The 22,935-nt window shown below is 38.2% G+C and carries 19 protein-coding genes, 1 tRNA gene and 1 pseudogene; 13 read left to right on the top strand and 8 right to left on the bottom strand.

Going from position 1 to position 22,935, the window contains the following annotated elements:
• Window position 1: 1 nt before the first annotated feature.
• Entirely contained in the window at window positions 2-2,419 is a 2,418-nt protein-coding gene (locus tag J2786_RS00515) for a TonB-dependent receptor (protein ID WP_047432702.1), read from the top strand.
• 316 nt (window positions 2,420-2,735) lie between these two features.
• Here J2786_RS00515 and J2786_RS00510 read toward each other — a convergent pair whose 3' ends face one another.
• Window positions 2,736-5,009: a polyribonucleotide nucleotidyltransferase gene (locus J2786_RS00510; protein WP_047432705.1), complete on the bottom strand. Its 2,274-nt coding sequence runs from the start codon at window positions 5,007-5,009 to the stop codon at window positions 2,736-2,738.
• Window positions 5,010-5,446: 437 nt separating this feature from the next.
• Between J2786_RS00510 and J2786_RS00505 the strand changes: the two genes are divergently transcribed.
• Window positions 5,447-6,868: a sugar MFS transporter gene (locus J2786_RS00505; protein ID WP_047432709.1), complete on the top strand. Its 1,422-nt coding sequence runs from the start codon at window positions 5,447-5,449 to the stop codon at window positions 6,866-6,868.
• Between the two features lie 127 nt (window positions 6,869-6,995).
• Window positions 6,996-7,353 (top strand): annotated as a pseudogene (locus J2786_RS00500) (DUF4260 domain-containing protein).
• Window positions 7,354-7,648: 295 nt separating this feature from the next.
• On the opposite strand, the gene rpsO reads toward J2786_RS00500, so the two are convergent.
• Window positions 7,649-7,918, bottom strand: a complete 270-nt coding sequence (gene rpsO, locus J2786_RS00495) for a 30S ribosomal protein S15 (RefSeq protein ID WP_034692246.1) — start codon at window positions 7,916-7,918, stop codon at window positions 7,649-7,651.
• A 173-nt stretch (window positions 7,919-8,091) separates the two neighbouring features.
• Here rpsO and J2786_RS00490 point away from each other — a divergent pair, with 173 nt between their 5' ends.
• The 7 genes from J2786_RS00490 (at window position 8,092) to J2786_RS00460 (ending at window position 12,800) form a co-directional block, all read left to right on the top strand.
• On the top strand, window positions 8,092-8,640 hold the full coding sequence (locus J2786_RS00490; protein ID WP_047432712.1) for a hypothetical protein: 549 nt from the start codon (window positions 8,092-8,094) through the stop codon (window positions 8,638-8,640).
• 259 nt (window positions 8,641-8,899) lie between these two features.
• Window positions 8,900-9,055: a bacteriocin-like protein gene (locus tag J2786_RS00485; protein WP_156121470.1), complete on the top strand. Its 156-nt coding sequence runs from the start codon at window positions 8,900-8,902 to the stop codon at window positions 9,053-9,055.
• A 332-nt stretch (window positions 9,056-9,387) separates the two neighbouring features.
• The gene (locus tag J2786_RS00480) at window positions 9,388-9,534 is read left to right on the top strand and encodes a bacteriocin-like protein (protein WP_002980914.1); all 147 of its coding nucleotides are present in this window, start codon (window positions 9,388-9,390) and stop codon (window positions 9,532-9,534) included.
• Window positions 9,535-9,685: 151 nt separating this feature from the next.
• Entirely contained in the window at window positions 9,686-9,835 is a 150-nt protein-coding gene (locus J2786_RS00475) for a bacteriocin-like protein (protein ID WP_156121474.1), read from the top strand.
• A 347-nt stretch (window positions 9,836-10,182) separates the two neighbouring features.
• Entirely contained in the window at window positions 10,183-11,505 is a 1,323-nt protein-coding gene (mgtE, locus tag J2786_RS00470) for a magnesium transporter (RefSeq protein ID WP_047432715.1), read from the top strand.
• Window positions 11,506-11,531: 26 nt separating this feature from the next.
• On the top strand, window positions 11,532-12,272 hold the full coding sequence (locus tag J2786_RS00465; protein ID WP_047432718.1) for an ABC transporter substrate-binding protein: 741 nt from the start codon (window positions 11,532-11,534) through the stop codon (window positions 12,270-12,272).
• Window positions 12,273-12,332: 60 nt separating this feature from the next.
• Window positions 12,333-12,800, top strand: a complete 468-nt coding sequence (locus tag J2786_RS00460) for a cupin domain-containing protein (protein ID WP_052187015.1) — start codon at window positions 12,333-12,335, stop codon at window positions 12,798-12,800.
• A gap of 52 nt (window positions 12,801-12,852) precedes the next feature.
• On the opposite strand, the gene J2786_RS00455 is transcribed toward J2786_RS00460, so the two are convergent.
• Window positions 12,853-13,302 (bottom strand): XrtF-associated fRMsr-like GAF protein, encoded by a 450-nt coding sequence (locus tag J2786_RS00455; RefSeq protein WP_034692242.1) that lies wholly within the window; start codon window positions 13,300-13,302, stop codon window positions 12,853-12,855.
• A gap of 13 nt (window positions 13,303-13,315) precedes the next feature.
• A complete protein-coding gene (locus J2786_RS00450; RefSeq protein WP_047432722.1) occupies window positions 13,316-14,743 on the bottom strand; it encodes a hypothetical protein in 1,428 nt (475 codons plus the stop codon).
• Between the two features lie 54 nt (window positions 14,744-14,797).
• On the opposite strand from J2786_RS00450, the gene J2786_RS00445 reads away from it, so the two are divergent.
• The 3 genes from J2786_RS00445 (at window position 14,798) to J2786_RS23025 (ending at window position 16,168) form a co-directional block, all read left to right on the top strand.
• Entirely contained in the window at window positions 14,798-15,565 is a 768-nt protein-coding gene (locus J2786_RS00445) for an MBL fold metallo-hydrolase (RefSeq protein ID WP_047433369.1), read from the top strand.
• Between the two features lie 92 nt (window positions 15,566-15,657).
• Window positions 15,658-15,737: transfer RNA gene (locus J2786_RS00440), tRNA-Leu, on the top strand.
• Between the two features lie 158 nt (window positions 15,738-15,895).
• Complete coding sequence (locus J2786_RS23025) at window positions 15,896-16,168, top strand: acyltransferase family protein (protein WP_142018041.1); 273 nt, start codon at window positions 15,896-15,898, stop codon at window positions 16,166-16,168.
• A 372-nt stretch (window positions 16,169-16,540) separates the two neighbouring features.
• Here the strand turns inward: J2786_RS23025 and J2786_RS00435 are convergent, their stop codons facing one another.
• The 4 genes from J2786_RS00435 to J2786_RS00420 all read right to left on the bottom strand — a co-directional run bounded on the left by J2786_RS00435 (window position 16,541) and on the right by J2786_RS00420 (window position 22,798).
• Window positions 16,541-19,285: a beta strand repeat-containing protein gene (locus tag J2786_RS00435; RefSeq protein WP_310023592.1), complete on the bottom strand. Its 2,745-nt coding sequence runs from the start codon at window positions 19,283-19,285 to the stop codon at window positions 16,541-16,543.
• A gap of 410 nt (window positions 19,286-19,695) precedes the next feature.
• Complete coding sequence (locus tag J2786_RS00430) at window positions 19,696-21,273, bottom strand: Na+/H+ antiporter (protein WP_047432868.1); 1,578 nt, start codon at window positions 21,271-21,273, stop codon at window positions 19,696-19,698.
• A gap of 81 nt (window positions 21,274-21,354) precedes the next feature.
• Window positions 21,355-21,888 carry a dihydrofolate reductase family protein gene (locus J2786_RS00425; RefSeq protein ID WP_047432871.1) on the bottom strand — a complete coding sequence of 178 codons (534 nt, stop codon included), beginning with the start codon at window positions 21,886-21,888 and terminating at the stop codon, window positions 21,355-21,357.
• Between the two features lie 127 nt (window positions 21,889-22,015).
• Window positions 22,016-22,798 carry a nucleotidyltransferase domain-containing protein gene (locus tag J2786_RS00420; RefSeq protein ID WP_047432874.1) on the bottom strand — a complete coding sequence of 261 codons (783 nt, stop codon included), beginning with the start codon at window positions 22,796-22,798 and terminating at the stop codon, window positions 22,016-22,018.
• Window positions 22,799-22,935 lie beyond the last annotated feature (137 nt).

The following is a 22,935-nucleotide window of genomic DNA, read 5'->3' as shown; positions in this document are numbered from 1 at the left end:
TATGACCAGAATATTCTCACTTATTATTGCCTGCCTGCTGACACTGTTCAGCAGCATGATTTCTGCCCAACAGGCCATGCAGAATCTCTCTTTGTCAGGAAATATAAAATCCGATAAAGCAGATCAGATGGAAATTAACCTTTTTGATGCAGATCAGAAACTAATGAAAACGGAAGTTGCAGACGGCAATGGCAAGTTCAATTTTAATGATTTAAAAGAAGGAATTTATCAGGTAAAAATTAATAAAAACGGTACTGAGGTTTATCACTCAGAAAATATTTCATTAACCGAAAATAAGACCCTCAATCCTATTGATCTTAATGTAAAATCCATTGAAGGCGTTACCATTACGAAAACCAAACCTCTCATCGAAAGGCAGGATGGAAAAATGATCATGAATGTTGAAAACAGTATTGCCAGCACCGGAAATTCTGCTTTTGAAGTCCTGGAGAAAGCTCCGGGAGTGAATATTGACAATAACGATAATATCAGTCTTCGTGGAAAAGGAAATCTCCTAGTTCAGATCGATGGTAAAAATACACCGATGACGGGAACTGATCTTGCCAATTACCTGAAAGGAATCCCTTCTTCCACCATTGAAAAGATAGAATTCATCACCAATCCATCTTCAAAGTATGATGCTGCAGGATCCGCCATCATCAATATTAAGCTTAAAAAGGAACAGAGAAAAGGGACTAACGGAACTATTTCCAGCTCTTTAGGATCAGGTAAATATGTGAAAAACAACAACAGTTTCAGCATCAACCACAGAAATAAAAACATCAATATTTTCGGAAATTACAGCTTTGCGTACAGGGAAGCTTACAACGGATTGGTTCTCGACAGAAATTTTTATGAAGCCAATACCTTTAAGAAAGCATATGTACAGGATAATTATCTGAAATTCAAATTCAACAGCCACGTGGCCAAAGCAGGAATGGATTATTATCTGAACGACAAGAATGTGCTAGGATTTTCTGTAGGGCTGGTTTCCAACAAATTCAATATCAACGGAGATAATTCCAACGTCACGCTGGGCAGCAGCTATCTTCCGGAAAGCACATTCACAACGGTCAACAGATCGAATGACCGCTGGACCAATGTTTCATTCAATCTTAATCATAAATACACGATTGATTCGCTGGGGTCTGATATTTCTACCGATTTTGACTATATCAATTACTCCAACTCATCTTTACAGCGCTTTGATACCAGTACCCATGATATTTCCAGCGGTACAGACAACCTTGACATTATCAAGGGTGACATGGACGGAAAACTGAATATCTATTCTTTAAAATCTGATCTTACGAAAAATTTCAGCAACGACTGGAAGCTGGAAAGCGGAGTAAAAACCAGTTTTGTAAAAACAGATAATGATCTGAAGTTCTTCAATGCCAGTTCTGGTGTCCCTATTCCGGATCTCGGGAAAACCAATCACTTTATATATGAAGAAAATATCAATGCAGTGTACGGAAATGTGTCCAAAAAATGGGAAAAATTCAAAGCTACAGCAGGTGTAAGAGTTGAAAATACCAATGTAAAAGGAACTCAGATTACCACCAATCAAATCAATAAAAGAAATTATACCCAACTGTTTCCAAGCGCTGTTTTGAGTTACGATCTGACAGAGAAAAGTAATCTGGAAATTAATCTGAGCAGGAGAATTACAAGACCAAGCTACAACCAGCTGAATCCTTTTAAATTCTATCTTGATCCTACCACCCTGAAAGCCGGAAACCCTGATCTGAACCCGCAAATCACAATGAATTATGAGCTAACCTACAGTCTGAGTAATAAATATTTTGCCACTTTAAGCTACAGCAGGAATTCTGACAATATCACAGACATCTTAAAACCTGTTGTAGAAAACGGGCAGGTAGTAACCGTACAAACCATTGAAAACCTCAATTCTGCTTCTTATTTCGGGTTAAACCTGATTGCTCCTGTAAAGGTGACCCAATGGTGGGAAATGAACAACAGCGCCAATTTCTACTATGGTTCATATACCGGAAATGTCTCCGGAACACAGATCAATAATAAAGGGAATTTTACCTTCAGCATCAACAGTATTAATTCCTTTAAACTGGGCAATGGCTTCACTGCCGAACTTACCGGAAATTACAAAGCCAGAGAAATCTATGCTTATCTGAATGTGAGCCCGAACTGGTATCTTAATATCGGAGCTCAGAAGAAGTTTAAGAACAACAGTGTTCTGAAACTGTCATTTACAGATGTATTCTTTACCAGCAATATCAAGGGGCAGACAGTTTACAATGATTATTTAGAAAACTTTGCCGTAAAAAGAGATACACGCGTGGCAACCATTTCCTATACTTACAATTTTGGTTCTTCCAAAAACGGTCAGCCCAGAAAAACAGGAGGCGCGGAGGATCTGAAGCAGAGAGTGGGAAATTAATTGTAAGAAGTTGGAAAACGCAAAGACGCCAAGAAGGAGAAATAAAATACTGTCTTTAAGACGCAAAGATTTTATCTTCGATAAAATTGAGCACCAAATAACTGTACCTGTATTTTAGTCTCTCACGATTGGGCAGGCAAAGCAAATGCAAAAAATAAAACAATATGCTTGCTGAAAATCTTCGATTTTCTTGCGCCCTAATCAATATAAAATTAAAATTACTTTGCGCCTTTGCGTTTTCCAACTTATAACTTATGGTATAAAAAGCAAAAATCCCTCAAATTGAGGGATTTTTTATGTTTAAGAATGAATCTTATTAAGCTTCGTTAGATGGAGTTTGGTTTTCCACAGGTTTTTCGCTTTGCGGCTTTTCACCTTGTGGCTTCTGTCCTTCAGGTCTTCTTTGTCCCTCTGGTCTGCCTTGTCCTTCTGGTCTTCTCTGCCCTTCAGGTCTACCTTGTCCTTCCGGTCTTGGAGGTCTTGGTAAAAGAACTTTACGGGAAAGTTTCATTTTCTTACGGTCATCGTAACCCATGAACTTCACTTCTACCTCATCACCTTCTGCATAAGGAACTTTGTCTAAACGAGCCCATTCAATTTCAGAAATATGAAGAAGTCCTTCTGTCCCTTTAGCAATAGCCACGAATGCACCAAAGTCCATTACTTTCACTACTTTACCTTTGTAAACTTCACCTACAACCGGTACGAAAGTAATCTCATTGATTCTTGCAATAGCAGCATTGATCTTCTCTCTGTCTGTACCAGAAATCTCGATACGTCCGATTTCTCCCATCTCTTCGATAGCAATAACCGTATCCGTATCTTTCTGTAACTGTTGGATAATTTTTCCACCAGGTCCGATTACAGCTCCAATGAAGTCTTTTGGAATCTCCATTACCACCATTTTCGGAGCGTGAGGCTTCACGTCTGCTCTTGGCTGAGAGATTGTTTCTGTGATTTTGTTCAGGATGTGTAATCTTCCGTCTTTAGCCTGCATCAAAGCTTTCTCCATGATATCCATAGAAAGTCCCTGAATTTTGATATCCATCTGACAAGCTGTGATACCGTCTGCAGTACCTGTTACTTTGAAGTCCATATCTCCAAGGTGATCTTCATCTCCCAAGATATCAGAAAGTACAGTAAATTTACCTGATTTTGTATCGGTGATCAGACCCATTGCAATCCCTGAAACAGGTTTTGTAATCTGAACCCCTGCATCCATCAATGCCAATGTACCTGCACAAACTGTTGCCATTGAAGAAGAACCGTTAGATTCCAGGATATCGGAAACAATTCTGATTGTATATGGGTTTTCTGCCGGAATTACTGCTGTTAAAGCTCTTTGAGCCAGGTTTCCGTGTCCTACTTCTCTTCTTGAAGTACCTCTTAAAGGTCTTGCTTCACCAGTAGAGAATGGAGGGAAGTTATAGTGTAGGAAGAATCTTTCGTCGTGCTGCGTAATTACGCTGTCGATCATGTTCGCATCTTTTACAGAACCTAGAGTTACCGCCGTCAAAGACTGAGTTTCTCCTCTTGTAAATACCGCAGAACCGTGAGCTCCCGGAAGGTAATCAATTTCTGACCAGATCGGACGGATCGTTTGAGGATCACGACCATCAAGACGGATATTGTCTTCAAGGATCATCTGACGCATTGCTTCTTTCTCTACATCGTGGTAATATACTTTAACGAAAGGAGTTACTCTTGCCAATTCCTCTTCATTCTCAGCATACTGCGCTAAGAAATCTGCAAGAACCGCTTTGAATTTCTCTCCTCTTTCTTCTTTGTTAGATGGAGTTTTTGCTACTTCATATACTTTATCATAGCACTCTTTCCATACTTTTTCACGAATTTCTTCATCGTGATCTTCGTGGTTGTATTCTCTTTTAGGGAAAGATTTTCCTACTTTTTCAGCTAATCTCTCCTGAGCTTCGATCTGTTTTTTGATCTCAGCGTGAGCGAAGTTGATGGCTTCAAGCATTTCCTGCTCAGAGATCTCCTTCATTTCTCCTTCTACCATTACGATGGAGTCTTTAGTAGCTCCAACCATAATGTCGATATCTGATTTTAATAAATTCTCATAACTTGGGTTAACAGCCAGCTGACCGTCAATTCTTACTACTCTTGCTTCAGACATTGGTCCGTTGAAAGGGATATCTGTAATGGCAATCGCTGCAGAAGCTGCCAAACCTGCCAATGCTTCAGGCATTACTTCTTTATCGTAAGAAATTAATGAGATCATCACCTGTACTTCTGCGTGGAAATCTTCAGGGAAAAGAGGACGCAATACTCTGTCCACCAATCTCATTGTAAGCACTTCATCATCAGATGGTTTTGCTTCTCTACGGAAGAAATTTCCAGGAATTCTTCCACCTGCATAAAACTTTTCTCTGTAATCTACCGTTAATGGTAAAAAGTCTACACCAGGATTTGCTTCTTTGTTGGCTACAACTGTTGCTAAAAGCATAGTTCCACCACATTTCACCACTACAGATCCGTCAGCCTGCTTAGCCAGCTTTCCCGTTTCAATAGTGATTTCCCTGCCGTCTGCAAGGATAATCGTTTCTGTAAACGCTTGAGGTATACTCATAAATTTGCTTCTTTATACTCCGTATTGAGTATGATTAATATTTAAACTCTTTAAATTTTCGTTTGCAAAGGTACTATATAATAATGATATATTAAATTTTTCGATTGCTTAAATAGGCGCTTAAAATACAAAAAATTGGCTATCAATTGATGAAAGTCTGAAAATTTATATCATTAATGTGAACTTATTCACCATTTATGAAAATAAAAAGTACTTTTTTGAGGATAATGTATTGAAAAATCCTGTTGTTTTTGTATTATTGTCTCAAAAAATGAAAATAACACATTGATCTGAAAAAAGTATATGTTTCATTTTAAAAATTAGTAAAATTATTGCAAACCAATAGGCTGATCCCTATATTTGCCCTACTTCACCAATTACAATGCTGTAGGCTAAAAAAGTTAAGGAACTATCCTTATCCAGATAAATAAATGTTTATGATTAATAAAGAAGTACAATCTCAAAGCAGGAATTATACGGTTCCGTTGATTACCATTACCCTGCTGTTTTTTATGTGGGGATTCATCACCTGTATGAATGATATCCTGATCCCGTATCTGAAGCAACTATTCAATCTTACCTTTTTCGAATCCATGCTGGTACAGTTCTGTTTTTTCGGAGCTTACTTTATCGGATCACTGATTTATTTCATCATCTCCATTACCAAAGGAGATCCCATCAATAAATTAGGCTATAAAAAAGGAATTCTGTTCGGAATTTTTCTCGCGGCATTGGGCTGTGTTCTGTTCTACCCGGCAGCTACGTTTTCATATTACCCTCTGTTTCTGGGTGCTTTGTTTATTTTAGGACTAGGTTTTACAGTATTGCAGATTACCGCGAATGCTTATGTTTCACTGCTGGGAAGTGAAGAATCTGCATCCAGCCGACTGAATATGACTCAGGCTTTCAATGCGTTCGGAACAACGATTGCCCCGGTACTTGGAGGTCATCTTATTTTTGAATTTTTCTCTTCTCCGGACGGATCTTTCAGTGCGGTAGCGACAAGAATTCCTTACCTTATTTTTGCAGGTATCCTTTTACTGGTTGCTTTATTGATTTCCAGAGTTAAACTTCCTTCATTCCAGATGGGAGAAGAGGAGATTGTAAAAGGTTGGGGAGCCCTTGAATTCAGCCACCTGAAATTCGGGGTATTCGCCATGTTCTGCTATGTAGGAGGAGAAGTTGCCGTAGGAAGTTTTATCATCAGTTTCCTGGAGCAGCCACAGATTATGGGTTTTAATGAGATCATCAGTAAAAATTATCTTTCTTTATATTGGGGAGGAGCGATGATTGGCCGTTTTCTCGGAGCTATTTCTTTAAACCAGTCTTTAAGTCAGCAAAAAAAGGCTCTATATATGCTGGGAGCAGCAGCAGCCGTTTTCCTTGTGATTTTCAGTATTGTCAATCTTACTTTCAGCCAGATCAGCTTTTTCATTGTGTTTATCATCCTTAATTTTATTGCCTTTTTCATAGGTAAAGCAGCTCCGGCTAGAACATTATCCATCTTTGCCGCCATCAATGTTGCTTTGTTAATTTCTGCTATGGTAAATCATGGAGAGCTGGCGATGTACAGTATTTTAGGGATCGGAATTTTCAACTCTATCATGTTCTCGAATATTTACACACTGGCGATTTCAGGATTGGGTAAATATACCAGCCAGGGATCTTCTTTAGTGGTAATGGCGATTCTGGGAGGAGCTATTGTTCCGATATTCCAGGGATATCTTGCAGATCAGTTTGGAGTACAGCATTCGTTTATTATCCCTGTATTCTGCTATCTGGTTATTCTGATATTCGGGGCTTACTGTACCAAATATCTGGGTCATGTAGAAACTACAGAAACCAAATCAGGTCATTAAAATCAAATTCAAATCAAAATGTATAGGCGGAATATCTCAATGGTATTCCGCTTTCCTTTTTCCAATTCTAAAATGTAACTTTTCATCAGAAAAAAGAACTTATCTTATCAACAGACACTATATTATTATGAAAATACAGTTAAAGCTTGAATATGCCGCATTTCTACTGTTAGGAATCTATGCCTTTGCACAGACCGGATATTCCTGGTGGTGGTTTGCCGGACTTTTCCTTGCACCGGACATTTCTATGCTGGGATACAGTGAATACAAAAGTGGGCGCTTTTTGCTATAATCTCTTCCATCATTTTGGAGTAGCTGTCATTGTTTATTTTGCGGGAACAGCCTTGTCACTGTCTTATTTACAAATGATCGGAGCTATTTTGTTTTCTCACTCTGCGTTTGACAGAATTCTGGGGTACGGTTTGAAGTATCCGGATAGCTTTCAGAATACGCATTTGGGGAAGATTGGGAAGAAGGCTGAGTAGTGATGTTGTAAACCACCCCGTCAAAAATTCTTTGAATTTCCGCCACCCCTCCAAGGGAGGGGAATTATCGCACCTTCAGTTGATATTTTTGGTCAGGATTGAATTTCTGTTGATGCTTTTCTTGTTGGTTTAATGCGGCGGGATTCCTACGGGATGACACAATTGTAACGATGGTCTATCCATGTAGTTTGTCATTCCGTAGGAATTTACCTTTTGCTATTAAAACTCTTTGTAATATAAAACAAAAAAGCAACCTCTTTCGAAGTTGCTTTTTTATTTTGAAAATCTTTATAGATTATTTTCTTAAACCTAGTTCAGCAATAATTGCTCTATATCTTGCGATATCTTTGTTTTTAAGGTAATCTAATAAACTTTTTCTCTTACCTACCAATTTCACTAGAGATCTCTCTGTGTTGAAATCGTGACGGTTAGCCTTTAGGTGTTGAGATAAGTGATTGATTCTGAAAGTGAAAAGAGCGATTTGTCCTTCAGCACTTCCTGTGTCTTGTGCAGATTTCCCGTGTTTTGCGAAAATTTCCTGCTTTTTGTCTGTTGTTAAGTACATTCCAATATTGTTTAATGATTATTATGTAACGGGTGCAAAATTACGACTATTTTTTGATTCTGCAAACATTATTGATTTCATATATCAAATTTGATAGAAAAAAATGTTAAAAATTTCTTAACAAATTGTATGCAATCCAACGAAAAGGCAGTAATTTTGCATACGAATTACAAATGAAAAAAATTATATTCTTTACAGCGGTTACTACTTTTTTATTCATCGGATTTACTTCGGTAAAAGCCCAGAAGAATGCTGATGATAAAATAAAAAAAGTTCTTTACTTCAATCCTGAGGTAGAGCCTGATATTGACGAAATAAAAGACCCTACCAACAACGCTTTCTTTGATGCCGTTACCGATAACTTCAGTAACAGAAGAAATAAAATGCTCCGCGCTGAAGTTCAGGTTCCCTTCGACAGTATAGACAAACAAACTATTGCCGATTACTGTCTGAACAATGATGCAGATTTTGCTATTGTCTCCAAAGTGAGATATTTCAAAGTAGGATTTGGCAAGTATGTTTTCTCCAATCAGGTGGTTGTGAGTATGAAACTCTTTGGTGCTGACGGAACGCTTGTCACCGAAACCGATCATGATACCTACCGCAAAAATATGCGCCTGCTGGGTTCTACCACCAACTCTGTTAAAATAGGAACCGAAGGAGCGATCAAAGGAATCATAAAAAAACTGAGAAAGCTGAAACCGACGGAAGCAGAGCTTTAGGGTTTAAGGTTTTAAGTTTAAGGTTGAAACACACAGCCTTTTATCATCAATAGTCAATTTTGCTTCGCAAGTCAATCGTGAATTTTGTCAGGAAGATTCATGGCTTATCGGACAAATTTATCATTTATCATTTATCATTTATCATTTATCATTTATCATTCATAATACATTTATAGACTTCAACCTGTAGTATATCTCCATGTCTACCAGTGATTTGACAGTTTTCATTAGTTTAGTTTTATCTTAAATCTAAATAATTATGAAAAATTCAAATCTAAAAAAACTGAGCAGAGAAAGCCAGAAAGAAATCCTGGGAAGTATCATACGCCTCCAAAAATGTCAATATCATTTTGAATGTCCAGGAGGCTCGTGCTGTCACAGAGTATGTATTGCTTACGCATGTCCCGAATTATAAATATTTTCATGTTAAATAAAGCACTTGTTCACTCTTAAGAACAGGTGCTTTTTATTTAAAAAACACTATAAACAACTGATTAACAATTAAATATTTTCACCAAATAATGATTTATTAAATATTTTTTACTATTTTAGACTAACATTAAAACCAAAATCTCATGAAAAATTTAAAGAAACTCAGTCGGGAAAAAGCGAAACAAATTAATGGCGGATCCATGGAAAGATGCAGCGAAACGAATCCTTGTGCTGTCGGATGGTGCTGTTTTGGAATCTGTTCACCCTTCATCTGTATTGAATAAAAACTAAACTAACCCACATAAAATCAAACTCATGAAAAATCTAAAAAAACTCAGCAGACAAGTACAAAAGGAAATCAAAGGCAGCGGGCCTTTCAAAAGATGTACAGAGCATTATGAATGTCCGGGCGGATCATGTTGTCACAACACCTGTGTTGTTAATCCATGTCCTCTGGAATAATATATGATCATTACAGACACCTGCATTTGTGGGTGTTTTTATTTAAAACATTAATAAATAACTGATTGATAATAAAATATTTTCACCCCCAAAGGAATAATATAGAAATATTCACTATTTTAGTCTGACATTAAATCTAAACTATAACGCTATGAAAAATCTAAAAAAACTCAGCAGGGAAGCCGCCAGGCAAATTAATGGCGGTTTAGCACCGTTCAGATGCAGTATAACAAGACCATGTTCTGTGGGATATTGCTGCAATGGAGAATGTCTTGATCATGACTGTCCGATAGAGCCTTAATCTTAACTATATTTGATCACCATGAAGAATTCAAATCTTAAGAGGCTGAACAGGCTGGAACAAAAAAACATTAAAGGAAGTGGAATAAAAAAGTGTGGTGACAATTCAGATTGCGGACCATACCAATGCTGTACAAATGCTGTCTGCGTCTACATTCCCACCTCAGAATGCGAACCAATGTAAAGAATATTGGAATTTAAAATTTAATTTTTACACATCCGCTTCGGCGGGTGTTTTTTTTGCTCTTATCCTGAAGCCATAAACTTTAATTAATCCTTAATTTTGCCAGTTTATTGCTCAGTCTTAAAAATTTGAATTATTTTTGCATATCCAAAAAATTTCACGTTTTGAATTCTAGAGACGAACTTATCTTCAACCCTGCCGATATTGCCGAAACTCTCAGCGAACTTCCTGCTGACGAGAGGCTGCTCGCGTTCCTGAAGGTTCCGAAAGAATACAAAGCAGAAGTTTTTTCTCATCTTGACCCTGATTTTCAGGAAGAAACCATCAGAAGTATCGGAAGCGATGAAGTTTCTGAAATCCTGAATGCCATGACTCCGGATGACAGAACGGCTCTTTTTGAGGATTTCCCGGATGAGCTGATCAAGTATTCTATCAACCATCTTAACCCCCAGGAAAGAAGGATTGCCTTAAAGCTTCTTGGATACAACTCGGATTCGATTGCCCGTCTGATGACCCCTTATTATATCCAGATCCGTAAGGAATGGACCGTAAAAAGATGTCTTCAGCAGATCAAAAAGGTAGGAAAAAGAGTGGAAACCATGAACTACCTGTACGTGGTAGACGAAAGAAACCGCCTGATTGATGACCTTGCCATCGGAACTTTACTGCTGGAAGAAGAAGACACACTGGTTTCCGATATCACAGACAATCATTTTGTAGCCATTACCACCACTACTTCCAAAGAAGATGCGGTAACCTACTTTGAAAAGTATGACCGTGGTGCTCTTCCTATTATTACGGAAGCCGGTGTTCTGGTAGGAATTGTGACTATTGATGACATTCTCGATCAGATTGAACAGCAGAACACGGAGGACATCCAGAAGTTCGGGGGATTGGAAGCATTGGATCTTCCTTACATCCAGACTTCATGGACAGAAATGATTAAAAAAAGAGCTACCTGGCTGATTATTTTATTTGTTTCGGAAATGCTGACTGCTTCTGCGATGGGATATTTTGATAAAGAAATTGAAAAAGCAGTTGTTCTCGCTCTATTTGTTCCATTGATTATTTCCAGTGGAGGAAATTCCGGATCTCAGGCTGCAACGTTGATTATCCGAGCCATGGCGCTGCAGGAAATCAGTCTGAAAGATTGGTGGTACGTCATGAAAAAAGAAATTATCTCCGGATTATGTCTCGGAGCAATTTTAGGAGTGATCGGATTTATCAGAATTATGCTTTGGCAGCAGATTGGCTTGTTTGATTACGGACAATATTGGGTATACGTAGGACTGAGTGTTTCTGTTTCCCTGATTGCCATTGTATTGTGGGGAACATTATCAGGCTCTATGATTCCGTTTGTCTTAAAGAAATTAAATCTTGACCCTGCTACTTCTTCTGCTCCGTTTGTAGCAACATTAGTGGATGTGACCGGACTTATTATCTATTTTACCGTAGCCGGACTTTTCTTAACCGGAAAACTTTTGTAATTTTAGGCATCATCTAACATGCCAATATGAAAATCGTTTCACTTGTACCTTCTATTACTGAGGCTTTATTTGACCTTGGACTGACCGAAAATGAAGTGGTAGGAAGAACAAAATTCTGTATTCATCCTCAGGATAAAATAAAAAATGTTGCCGTCATCGGAGGAACTAAGAATATCAATATTGAGAAGATTAAAGCATTACAACCCGATCTTATTCTTGCCAATAAGGAAGAAAATGTAAAAGAACAGGTAGAAGCTCTGATGGACGATTATAAGGTAATGGTAACCAATATTGACACGATTGAGGACAATTATTATCTGCTTAAAAATCTCGGAAAGCTTTTCGGAAAGGAAGACAGAGCACAGCTTTTCAATCTTAAAATTTATGATGTCCTGAATCAGGCAAAACTGGAAACTCCGATAAAAGCAGCTTATCTTATCTGGAAAAATCCTTATATGACCATTGGTTCCGATACTTTTATTCACAGGATTTTAACTGAAATTGGTTTTGAAAATATTTTTAAAGACAAAATCCGTTATCCTCAAATCACCACTGAAGACCTGGCAGACGCGGATGTCATTATGCTTTCGTCCGAACCCTTCCCGTTTAAAGAAAAACATATTGATGAACTAAAGGCCTTTTATCCTGATAAAAAGATCATGATCGTAGACGGAGAGGCATTTTCCTGGTATGGAACCCATATTGCCAAATGCGAGAATTATTTTAAAGAACTTCTCACAGAAATTCATTCAATGCAGCAAAGTTAGTTTTTCACCTCATCTTTACACTTTAAACCCTAAACATTAAACTTTAAATATTCAATTCACATGTCTGGTACAGTTATATTATCTGAAGGAGCAGAATTTGATCACGTACTACAGGAGGTTTCAAAATATATTCACCTGTATGTAATGGCGTTTGAAAAAGAAGAAAGAACCATTACACGTGTAGACAAACGCGAAAATATGTATGGAGGAAACGGTACGGTATACATGATACAGATGTTTGATCAGGAAGAACTTGCCAATAATCGTTTGGCCGCCTATATGGTTTTACTGAACAATGGTGATGAATCCGGGTTTCACACACACAACCAAAGAAATGAACAGGAACTGTACGTTGTGGTACATGGAAACGGAGAATACCGTGAAAGAACCGGAACCGATGGAGCCATACGTAAGAAAGTACTTCAAAAAGGTGATATTACGGCTATCAATTCTATAGGCTATCATTCTATTGAAAATACGGGAGATGAGCCTTTAATCATGTTTGTGATTACTACCAACAATCCATAAAAAACTCCGGCTGATACAGCCGGAGTTTTTATTTTTTTACAGTAAGTTTCGATTACAAAATCTTAGAAACTTCGTTACAAAGCCATTCTAACAATTCACGGTCTTCTTTCGTGAAAGGATCGATGGTGTGAGAATCAATATCAATCTGGCCAATGTTTTTTCCGTCTTTAAAAATCGGAACTACAATCTCTGCTTTCGTATCAATGGAACAGCTTAAATAATTGCTTTCTTCATGTACATCAGGAACTACAAATGTTTCATTAGAAACTGCAACCTGACCACAGATACCTTTTCCGTAAGGAATAATTGTATGATCTGTAGGTGCTCCCACATAAGGGCCTAAAATCAATTCATCCTTATCTCCGTTTTTGAAATAGAAACCTGTCCAGTTGAAGTAAGGAATTTCCTGATCCAACAGGTGGCAGACTTTTTCAAGTTTTTCTTCTGTATTATGTTTGGGACTTTCAAGAATTGAGGAAAGTCTTTTCTTTAATTCTGACATTGTATTTATATTTTTAAGAGAATTGTTTTAGGGAAAGTTCTTCTTTATATCCGAACATTCCGCGCTCTTTAATCATTTCTGCGACGCCTTCCGGAACCTGAGTTTCCCAGCCTTTCACACAACATGCAATTTTTCTCAATATTTCTCTGGAATAAATTTCCAAAAACTCCGGATTATAATTCGTAATATCTACGATACGGTTGTTGTGTTTGAAATATTTGTATAATTCTTTCAGATTTTCTTCTACCTTCAGGTTGGAAGAATCCAACAGCTGATGAGTTTCCGGATCTTTGTAAGGATACAGGTATACTCTCATTCCGTTTCTGAAAAACTTACCGAATGCTTCAAGAATTCCTCCTGAAAGATTTTTATAATATTTCTCATCGAATACCATCAACATATTATTTACCCCCATCGCTACTCCGATATCTCCACTTGTGTAAGAGGCAAAATAATCAATCAGTCTGTAATATTCAGAGAAGTTTGAAATAATAACGGTATACCCCAGTTTGGCAAGAATGTCTACTCTATCGAGGAAATCTCTTTCATCAATATCTCCGTCTGCTCTCAGATTGGAAATAGTGATTTCGATAAGGACTTCTGTTTCTTCATGGGTACAGGTAGCATCTTTGAAGAACATATCCATACCGTTTTTAAGCATATCAATGTTGACTTTCGTTACCGGTCTGAAACTTCCTCTTACCGCGAAAATATTTTTCTTGTACAAAACATCTGCCGGAAGCATATTACTTCCCTGAGAATTGAAGATCACTGCATCAGTCATTCCATTCTTTACCAACTGAAGAGACATCAGTCTGTTATCAACGTAAGCAAAAGCGGGTCCGCTGAAGTCGATCATATCAATTTCCAGATTATCTTTTGCAATATCATCGTAAAGAGATTCTACTAAAGTTCTCGGATTGTCAAAATAATGAAAGGCTCCGAAAATAAGGTTTACCCCAAGGTTTCCTAAAGTTTCCTGCTGAAGGGTAGCATCATTTTCTTTGAATTTTACGTGGATAACGATCTCATTGTAATCTTCATTTTCTTTAGTCTGAAAACGGATCCCTACCCAGCCGTGACCTTTTACAGTTTTATCAAAATTGATAGTTGTTACTGTATTGGCATAAGAAAAGAATTTTCTATCCGGATTATTATCTCTTGAAATTCTCTCTTCAATCAAAGCTACTTCATATCGAAGCATTTTGCGAAGCCTGTTTTGGGTAACGTACCTGTTTTTTACTTCTTTTCCGTAGATGGCATCACTAAAATCTTTGTCATAAGCAGACATTGCCTTAGCAATCGTACCGGAAGCTCCTCCTGCTCTAAAAAAGTGGCGAACAGTCTCCTGCCCTGCTCCAATTTCTGCGAAAGTACCATAAATAGTAGGATCTAGATTAATTGTTAATGCTTTTTGTTTAGGAGTTAGTTTCTGATACATTAGGACATGAAATTTTTTGTAAATTTACCAAAATTAAACCAACCTCAAAACAAAATGAAGTTGAAATTTTTAGGAACCGGTACTTCACAAGGTGTACCCGTTATAGGCTGTACATGTGAAGTGTGTACTTCAGAAAATCCCAAAGACAAACGTTTACGTTCTTCCGTGATGATTACTACGGAGGAAAATAAAAAAATACTGATCGACTGCGGACCGGATTTCAGGCAGCAAATGCTTACCAACCACGAACATACCGTAGACATTGCGTTGATTACCCATGAACATAATGACCACGTCATCGGATTGGATGATATGCGGCCACTGATTTTTAAGAGTGGAAAAGATGTTCCCCTCTACTGCTATTCAAGAGTGGCTCATGAAATAAAAAACAGATTTCCTTATGCTTTTGCGGATGTAAGATATCCCGGAGCGCCTGCTTTTGAACTTCATGAAATTGAAAATAAACCTTTTCAGGTATTGGATACGGAAATCACTCCTGTAGAGGTCATTCACTATAAAATTACCGTATTCGGCTATAAGTTTAAGAAGCTTGCCTATATTACGGATGCCGGTTTTATTTCTGAAACAGAGAAGGAAAAACTGAAAGATCTGGACGTTCTGATCTTAAACTGCATCAGAAAATTTGATCCCCATCCTGCTCATTTTATCCTTCCCGATGTTATTAAATTATTTGAAGAGCTAAAACCTAAAAAATTATTTTTAACCCACATCAGTCATCATCTGGGACTGCATGATATTGAAGATAAGGAGCTTCCATCCGGAATACACCTTGCCTACGATGGTCTGGAACTTAATTTTTAAAAAAATTCTTCAAAAAGCTTTTGAACATTGAAAAAAGTTCCTATATTTGCACACCAATTTGAAACAAACATCAGGTTTGTCATCAACATCAAGCCCAGGTGGCGGAATTGGTAGACGCGCTGGTCTCAAACACCAGTTCTTAGGAGTACCGGTTCGATCCCGGTCCTGGGTACAAAAAACCTCTGAAATCATTTGATTTTCAGAGGTTTTTATTTTAAATATTACATCTTAAGACTGATTCCTCATAATTCCAAATTTTAATATTGAGTATATAGGCTCAAGATTGTTTTCTGAATCCCTGTAATGATCAAAGTCTAACCAGATTCTTCAATAAAAAGTAGAAATATTACTTATAAAAAAACAACAGAAAAATCAATCCTTATTCTTGAAAACAAACCATTAGAATTTTTAGGAAAAATATCCTATAGCTTATATCTTATACATGGACCGCTCCTTGCAATTACAAACCTTTATTTATTGAAAAACTTTGATCTCACCAATGATACCCGGCAATGGATTATATTTGTTTCGATCTTTATTTTAATCATACCTGTAACAACTATTTTTTACAACCTGGTTGAAAAGAGATTTCTCAATAAATAATACTCCATTAAATAATTTCCAGAAATAGAAAAGCTGAATAATAGTTTTATCAGGTAACTTAAAGCCACTAAGTATATGTTACGTATTATACTTCAGCTTATTAGGCAAGAATAAACCAGCTTCTGGTTTATAGTTTCTTGAGGAATAACGGTTAATTCGGATGTCGGTAAAAAACCTATAAAAAATAAAAGATGTCAGAGCTTTTATTTTTATTATCAGACATATAGAATTTTTCAGATAAAAACCCCTGAAAACTATTTTCAGGGGTTATCTTTATTTTACATTATATTTTTCAGTACCATCATCAGTAATTGAAGATTCTATTAACTGTTTATTTTTACTGACTGATCATAATACGAATACTTGTAAAATTTAATTAATATATGTTGAGTTAAAAGAAACAGATATCGGAGTACAAGCCATATTTGCTCCGGACGCAGTTCCGTTATTATATTGTCTGATCATTGCTATGTATAGCATGTGATTGCCGGCAGTTAAAAATTTAACAGAGGATAAATTGAACTGTGCCTGAGCACCTGGCCCTGACTCCTGAACTGTCTGGTAAACATTTGTAGCTACATTATCTATAAACAGAATAGCCTGATAAAAGCCTGTACCGCCACCTGAAGGTAACGAGTAATAATCGATACCCAGCATAAAATTAATAAATAAAGCCTTACCACCTGCTGGTATTGTAATATTTTGAACAGTACCCGGAACAGGAGTATACCCCAGATCATTCACACTAAAGGTTGGTGAGCCAGGAACATTACTAACTGCATTTTCAGTTGTTGATACCTGGGCCGTTGTAGATACTGCAATAACATTACCTGACGCATCCACCCCAATAGCTTGTCCCGTTCCCGTGGGTGAAGACGAGTTTAGATTCGTAAACTTCAATCCTGAAGCATTGGTGGTTCCGGAATTTACTTCTAATCTGGCCCCTGGCGTTAAAGTTCCTACGCCTACATTTCCTGTAGGAGTAATGGTCATTTTGGGACTGTTATTGGTCATCAGATTCAGGGTATTTGAAGTAGTGGTTCCCACGTAGCCCGATCCTCCTCCAATATAAGTTTCCAGACTAACTGTACCATTGGTATGTGTAACACCAAAGCTATTATCAGCTGTACTAACAGTCAGCTTAGTATTGGGTGTTGTTGTGCCTATTCCTACATTTCCACTTGAAGTAACAGTCATTTTTTGGGTGTTATTGGTCATAAACCTCAGATCATTAGCAGTAGTGGTTCCCACGGTAGCTGCCCCTCCTCCGATAAAGGTTTTCAGATTAACTGTACCATTGGTATGATTTAATCCAAAGCTGCTATCAGGCGTACTGATGGTAAGTTTCGTATCAGGGGTTGTGGTACCAAGGCCTACAAGGCCGTTGGCAGCATCCACTGATAAGGTGCTCCCGTCTACAGAAAATGCATTGGTTTGTGTTCCTGTAAAGGCAAGGGTATTGGCTCCCTGTGTAACGGTACGGTTTCCTGTTAAAGTGCCGTCTGTGTTATAAATATTGGCAGATGCAGGTGCTGCCGGCAAAGCTTTCCATGTTGCCACTCCGCTGGCATCGGATGTTAGCACCTTATCTGTACCCTGGGTACCATCTACGATTTTCAAAGCTCCGCTTGTGGTGGATTCAATCTGAAGTTTATTGGTGGGGCTCGTTGTACCAATACCCACATTTCCTGAAGATTTGATCGTCAGTCTTGGTGCGTAGTCTGTTGCATTTCTGGTGGAAAATTGTAACCCGGCATAGCTGTTGGCAGCATCACGGTCAATTCCTGAAATACTGGCCCCGGAAAGTCCTGTTTCAGATGTTGACGGAATGAACCCGAGCTCAGCAAACTGCCCGCCGGAGCCATTTAAATTATACAAAGTAATATTTCTTGATATTCCTTGTGAACATGGAGCTCCGCAATTTTCAATTCCAGCAGAAATGGTATTGGTTGTAGCTCCCGGACTGTTTTGGACTGACAGAGAAGAAGCGGGAGCTATAGTACCGATTCCCACTCTGCTATTTGCTGCATCTACAGAAAAATTTTTCCCATTCACAGAAAATGCATTGGTCTGTGTTCCTGTAAAGGCAAGGGTATTGGCTCCCTGTGTAACGGTACGGTTTCCTGTTAAAGTGCCGTCTGTGTTATAAATATTGGCAGATGCAGGTGCTGCCGGCAAAGCTTTCCATGTTGCCACTCCGCTGGCATCGGATGTTAACACCTTATCTGTACCCTGGGTACCATCTACGATTTTCAAAGCTCCGCTTGTGGTAGATTCAATCTGAAGTTTATTGGTAGGGCTCGTTGTACCGATACCCACATTTCCTGAGGATTTGATCGTTAGTCTTGGTGCGTAGTCTGTTGCATTTCTGGTGGAAAACTGTAACCCGGCATAGCTGTTGGCAGCATCACGGTCAATTCCTGTAATGCTGGCTCCGGAAAGTCCTGTTTCAGATGTTGACGGAATAAACCCGAGCTCAGCAAACTGCCCGCCGGTGCTGTTTAAATTATAAAGCGTAATATTTCTTGCTATTCCTTGCAGACATGCAGCACCACAATTTTCAATTCCTGCAGAAATGGTACTGTTTGTAGCTCCCGAACTGTTTTGCACAGACAGGGAAGAAGCAGGAGCTATGGTACCGATTCCGACTCTGCTGTTCGCTGCATCTACGGAAAAGTTTTTTCCGTTCACAGAGAATGCATTGGTTTTTGTCCCTGTGAATGCTAAGGTATTGGCTCCCTGTGTTACGGTTCTGTTTCCGGTAAGGGTACCATCTGCATTATAGATATTAACGGGATTGGCCAGCTTTGTCCATACGGAACCATTATAATAATAATAGCCAACGGCATCAATATTCACAGCAGTACCCGCTTGCGTTCCGGTAGCTACGCTGTTTACATAAATTAGGGTTGAAACAGCAACACCTGTCATACTTTGAGCTCTCTGTCGGTCCAGTCTGGTAATCAGAACACCATCTACATTGGTAGAAGTGCCTGTTGCATTTTTGGCAGTGATATCAAAAGTAGCAGCCGGGCTGGTGGTATTAATACCTACTTGTGAACGTACTTTGCAAAAAGCAAGCAACAATATCACCACTGGTAATACTTTTTTTTTCATAAATTTTTGTTTTAATTTTAATAATATCGACATTCTAAATTCGATATGGCAAAACTAAAAACAAACCAGAGCTACAACAAGATAAGCACTACATCAAAGATACAACATCAGCATATCAAGCATACATCAAAACAAATAATAAACTGAAACTCAATAACAAAAAATACATCTGAATATTCAAATAATATAAAACAACTATAATTCTTAAGAATTCCAACAACTATTTTATCTTATAGAAAAAATTTACGTTACATTCACTCCACAAGCCTTCCCCACTAATCCCCTAGTCCAATTGTACAAAAAAAAGAATTCTTAACAGCTGTTTTAATACTGAACCCTCTGGCTCTTGCGTACTGGCCATGCGCTCAAATTCTTTTTATTCCCAGCCTAAATTGTAATTTAAAACAGTATCAGCCTTTCATATTCAATCTTTCCTCCTGCAGATCCAATAGCCGCAGGTGTTTTCTGATGATATTTTCATCCAGTAAAAGTTCTTCGCGGTTTTTATGGATGAGCCAGTTTCTTTGGGTGTTGAGAATGTCAATATAAATATGCCTGTATTCTTCGTAGTTTAAAATAATTTCAGAACTGCTCAACTGATTTTCATATTTCTGTAACTGATCCTTCAACGCCGGAAAGCTTTCTATTTTATCAGCATAGTCGTTGCGGATTTTTTCAAGGGCTACTTTTGCCAGACTGTTCTGAATGTCGTAATCTATCTCTTTCGCACTTCTTATGAAATCGCGGTCTACCGGTGGAAATTTTTTAAGTAAAAAAGGAAGCGTAAGTCCTTGTAAAAGCAGTGTCAACAGGATTACAATAAATGTGATAAACAGGATCATATTTCTTTGCGGAAACGGAGACCCGTCATCTAAAGTCATGGGAATGGAAAGAGCTGCTGCCAGGGAAACTACACCCCGCATACCGGTCCATCCAATAATCAGGGGAGTTTGCCAGCCCGGTGACTGTGGATCGGCAACGGTAATAAAATTCCTCATAATTAAGGTTGTTATCAACGCACCATATCCTGCTAAAATTCGGACAATAATCAGCACCACAGTGACTGCAATTCCATAGCCTATCGCAGTATAAATATCAGTGTCACCTAAGCCGGAAACAATTTCCGGTAAATCTAAGCCGATAAGCATAAAAACGATCCCGTTCAACAGAAAGCAAAGACTTTCCCATACTGTTACGGTACGTATCCGGGATGCACTGCTTAGAAAATCATGACTCCGATAAGAAAGAAACAGTCCTCCGGTTACCACGGCCAGAACTCCGGATGCATGAAGTTGTTCTGCCGCCAGATACATAGAAAACGGCGCGATAAAAGTCAGCAGAATATCTATATTTGAATCGGTAGGCAACATTTTATGGATTTTCAGAAAAACGTATGCAATCACAAGTCCTATTCCCAGGCCTCCTAAGCACATCCATACAAAACTTCCGGCTGCTTCATGCCAGACAAACTGCCCGGTTGCAGCAGCGATCATGGCAAACCTGAAAATAATCAAAGAAGAAGCATCGTTCAGCAAGCTTTCGCCTTCCAGAATAGAAGCCAGCCTTTTCGGGACTTTTACAAATTTTAAAATTGCTCCGGCGCTCACAGCATCAGGTGGAGAAACAATTCCGCCCAATAAAAAACCGAGAGCGAGAGAAAACCCGGGAATAAAATAATTAGCAAAAGCAGCAACGGACAGTGCGGTAAAGAAGACCACTACAAAAGCAAAGCTGAAAATAATCCTGCGCCATCTCCAAAGTTCTTTCCATGAGGTTGACCATGCCGCTTCGTATAATAATGGAGGCAGGAAGATGATAAATAATAATTCGGGCTCTATTTTAACAGGTGGCACCCCGGGAATAAAACTTATGACAAGTCCGGCCAATACCAGTAAAACCGGATATGCTACTTTAATCTTATTAGCCAGCATGATCAGCATGGTAATTAAGAAAACCAGGAACAGGTAAAATTCAAAGTTTTTAAGCATAGGAAAAATTTAGAGACTTAAATATATATCAAATTTTTAAAAATTTAATCCTTTACCGGTTTTAGTCTCATCAGAAAAATGTTATCTTTTTCGCTTATACTGCAGCTGTATCAATCCGGTTTCAAATGTTTTTGCGGTAATACATTCAAGTGCATGTTCAGGCCGGCCATCTTTAAAAAGTTTTGTTCCGCTGCCTAATAATACAGGAATTACCGAAATAATAAATTCGTCTATCAGATCATGTTTCAACAATTCATTGATTATTTCAGCACCGCCGTCACAATAAATATTCTTTCCTTCCATGGATTTTAAACGGTTAACCAATTCTGTTATATCTCCGGTATAGAAAGTCGTCCTGCCTTCTTTTGGCCTTGCGGTTCTCGTGATTACGTAAACATCCCGCTGTCCGTTGTCATAATGAGATGAGCTAATTTCTCTCACCACATAATCATAGGTTTTTCTACCTATAATAATGGTATCAATTCCGGCAGTAAAGTCTGCATAGCCGTAATTCTCGCCTTCTTTTTCAACTATTTTCAGAAAACTCAGATCATCATTGGGTTTTGCTATATAGCCATCTAAACTCATGGCAATGAAAAGTGATAGATTTCGCATTGATTTTGATTTTAATATTGCAGCAAATTTACTTCTATACTACGATCTGCACTTTGTAAAAATGCGACAAATTAAAGTAATGAAGGTACAAGTCCGGTATTTCTCTTGATTCCATTGTAAGATGTGACTAATGCCTGTTCTCTATTTCTTCAAAATACCTCATCACTTTTTCCTCAGTGTTGTTTTGCAAATTGACCTTACTGTCAAAAAGTTCTGCTCTTAAGTGCCTGTATAAGGATACTGCGTTTCTCATGCTTTCCAATAAAGATTGTCTGTTATAATCCGGAATGGTAAGTTTTAATTTTTCGAGGTCTGAAGTTTTTAAAGCTGTTTCCACTTTTCTGACTCCACGAGGTAAATTTCCGTTTTTGATGTGGAGTAAAGGTCCAAACACAACCATGCGCAGAAATCCCATAAAGTCGTATGCTTCAAAATATTCTCCACGTCCAGTTTTCAGCAATGCATAATGGATCCAGGTCCAAAAACGGTCCTCTATCCACTGATAATCCGGATAAGGAAACCTGGCTTCTGTGTGATGAATAATGTTCGTAAGCTGCTCACCTTTGTCAATAAGGAGAACCGGAGTTTCAATACGGTTCTGAAATTCTTCAAGGGTTAAAAACTTGATATCCACATGCAAAAGCGGATTGTCATACAGGCATATCAGCAATCTCGGCTCTCCCACGTGCTCGCCTGTAAACCCTGACAAGAAATCTCCCAGTTTTTTTGCATAATCAAGCATTAGATTCTTATCGTGGGAAATTTTTTCTTGGGTGACAAGAATGAGATCAAGGTCTGAAAATTCATCTATTTCATCGGTAAGCCAGGAACCTGCAACAGCTAATCCTATCACATTCCCATCGGGTTCTAAAATCTCTTTTGCTCTGTTTGCGAATTCTTGCTGTATCATGGTTATTCGTTCTTTTAGGTTATCTGTAAGTGTTAAGCCAGCTTTGCAGTATATTTTGAATCACTTTTAAATATACAAAAATATCCCTTTTGCTGATCATTTCTAAGCAAAGCCTTATCTTCAACTACGGCTTATAT

It is taken from the genome of Chryseobacterium vietnamense (genome assembly GCF_031454475.1).
GTDB classification, from domain to species: domain Bacteria; phylum Bacteroidota; class Bacteroidia; order Flavobacteriales; family Weeksellaceae; genus Chryseobacterium; species Chryseobacterium vietnamense.
This window is presented reverse-complemented; position numbering and strand designations above follow the sequence as displayed.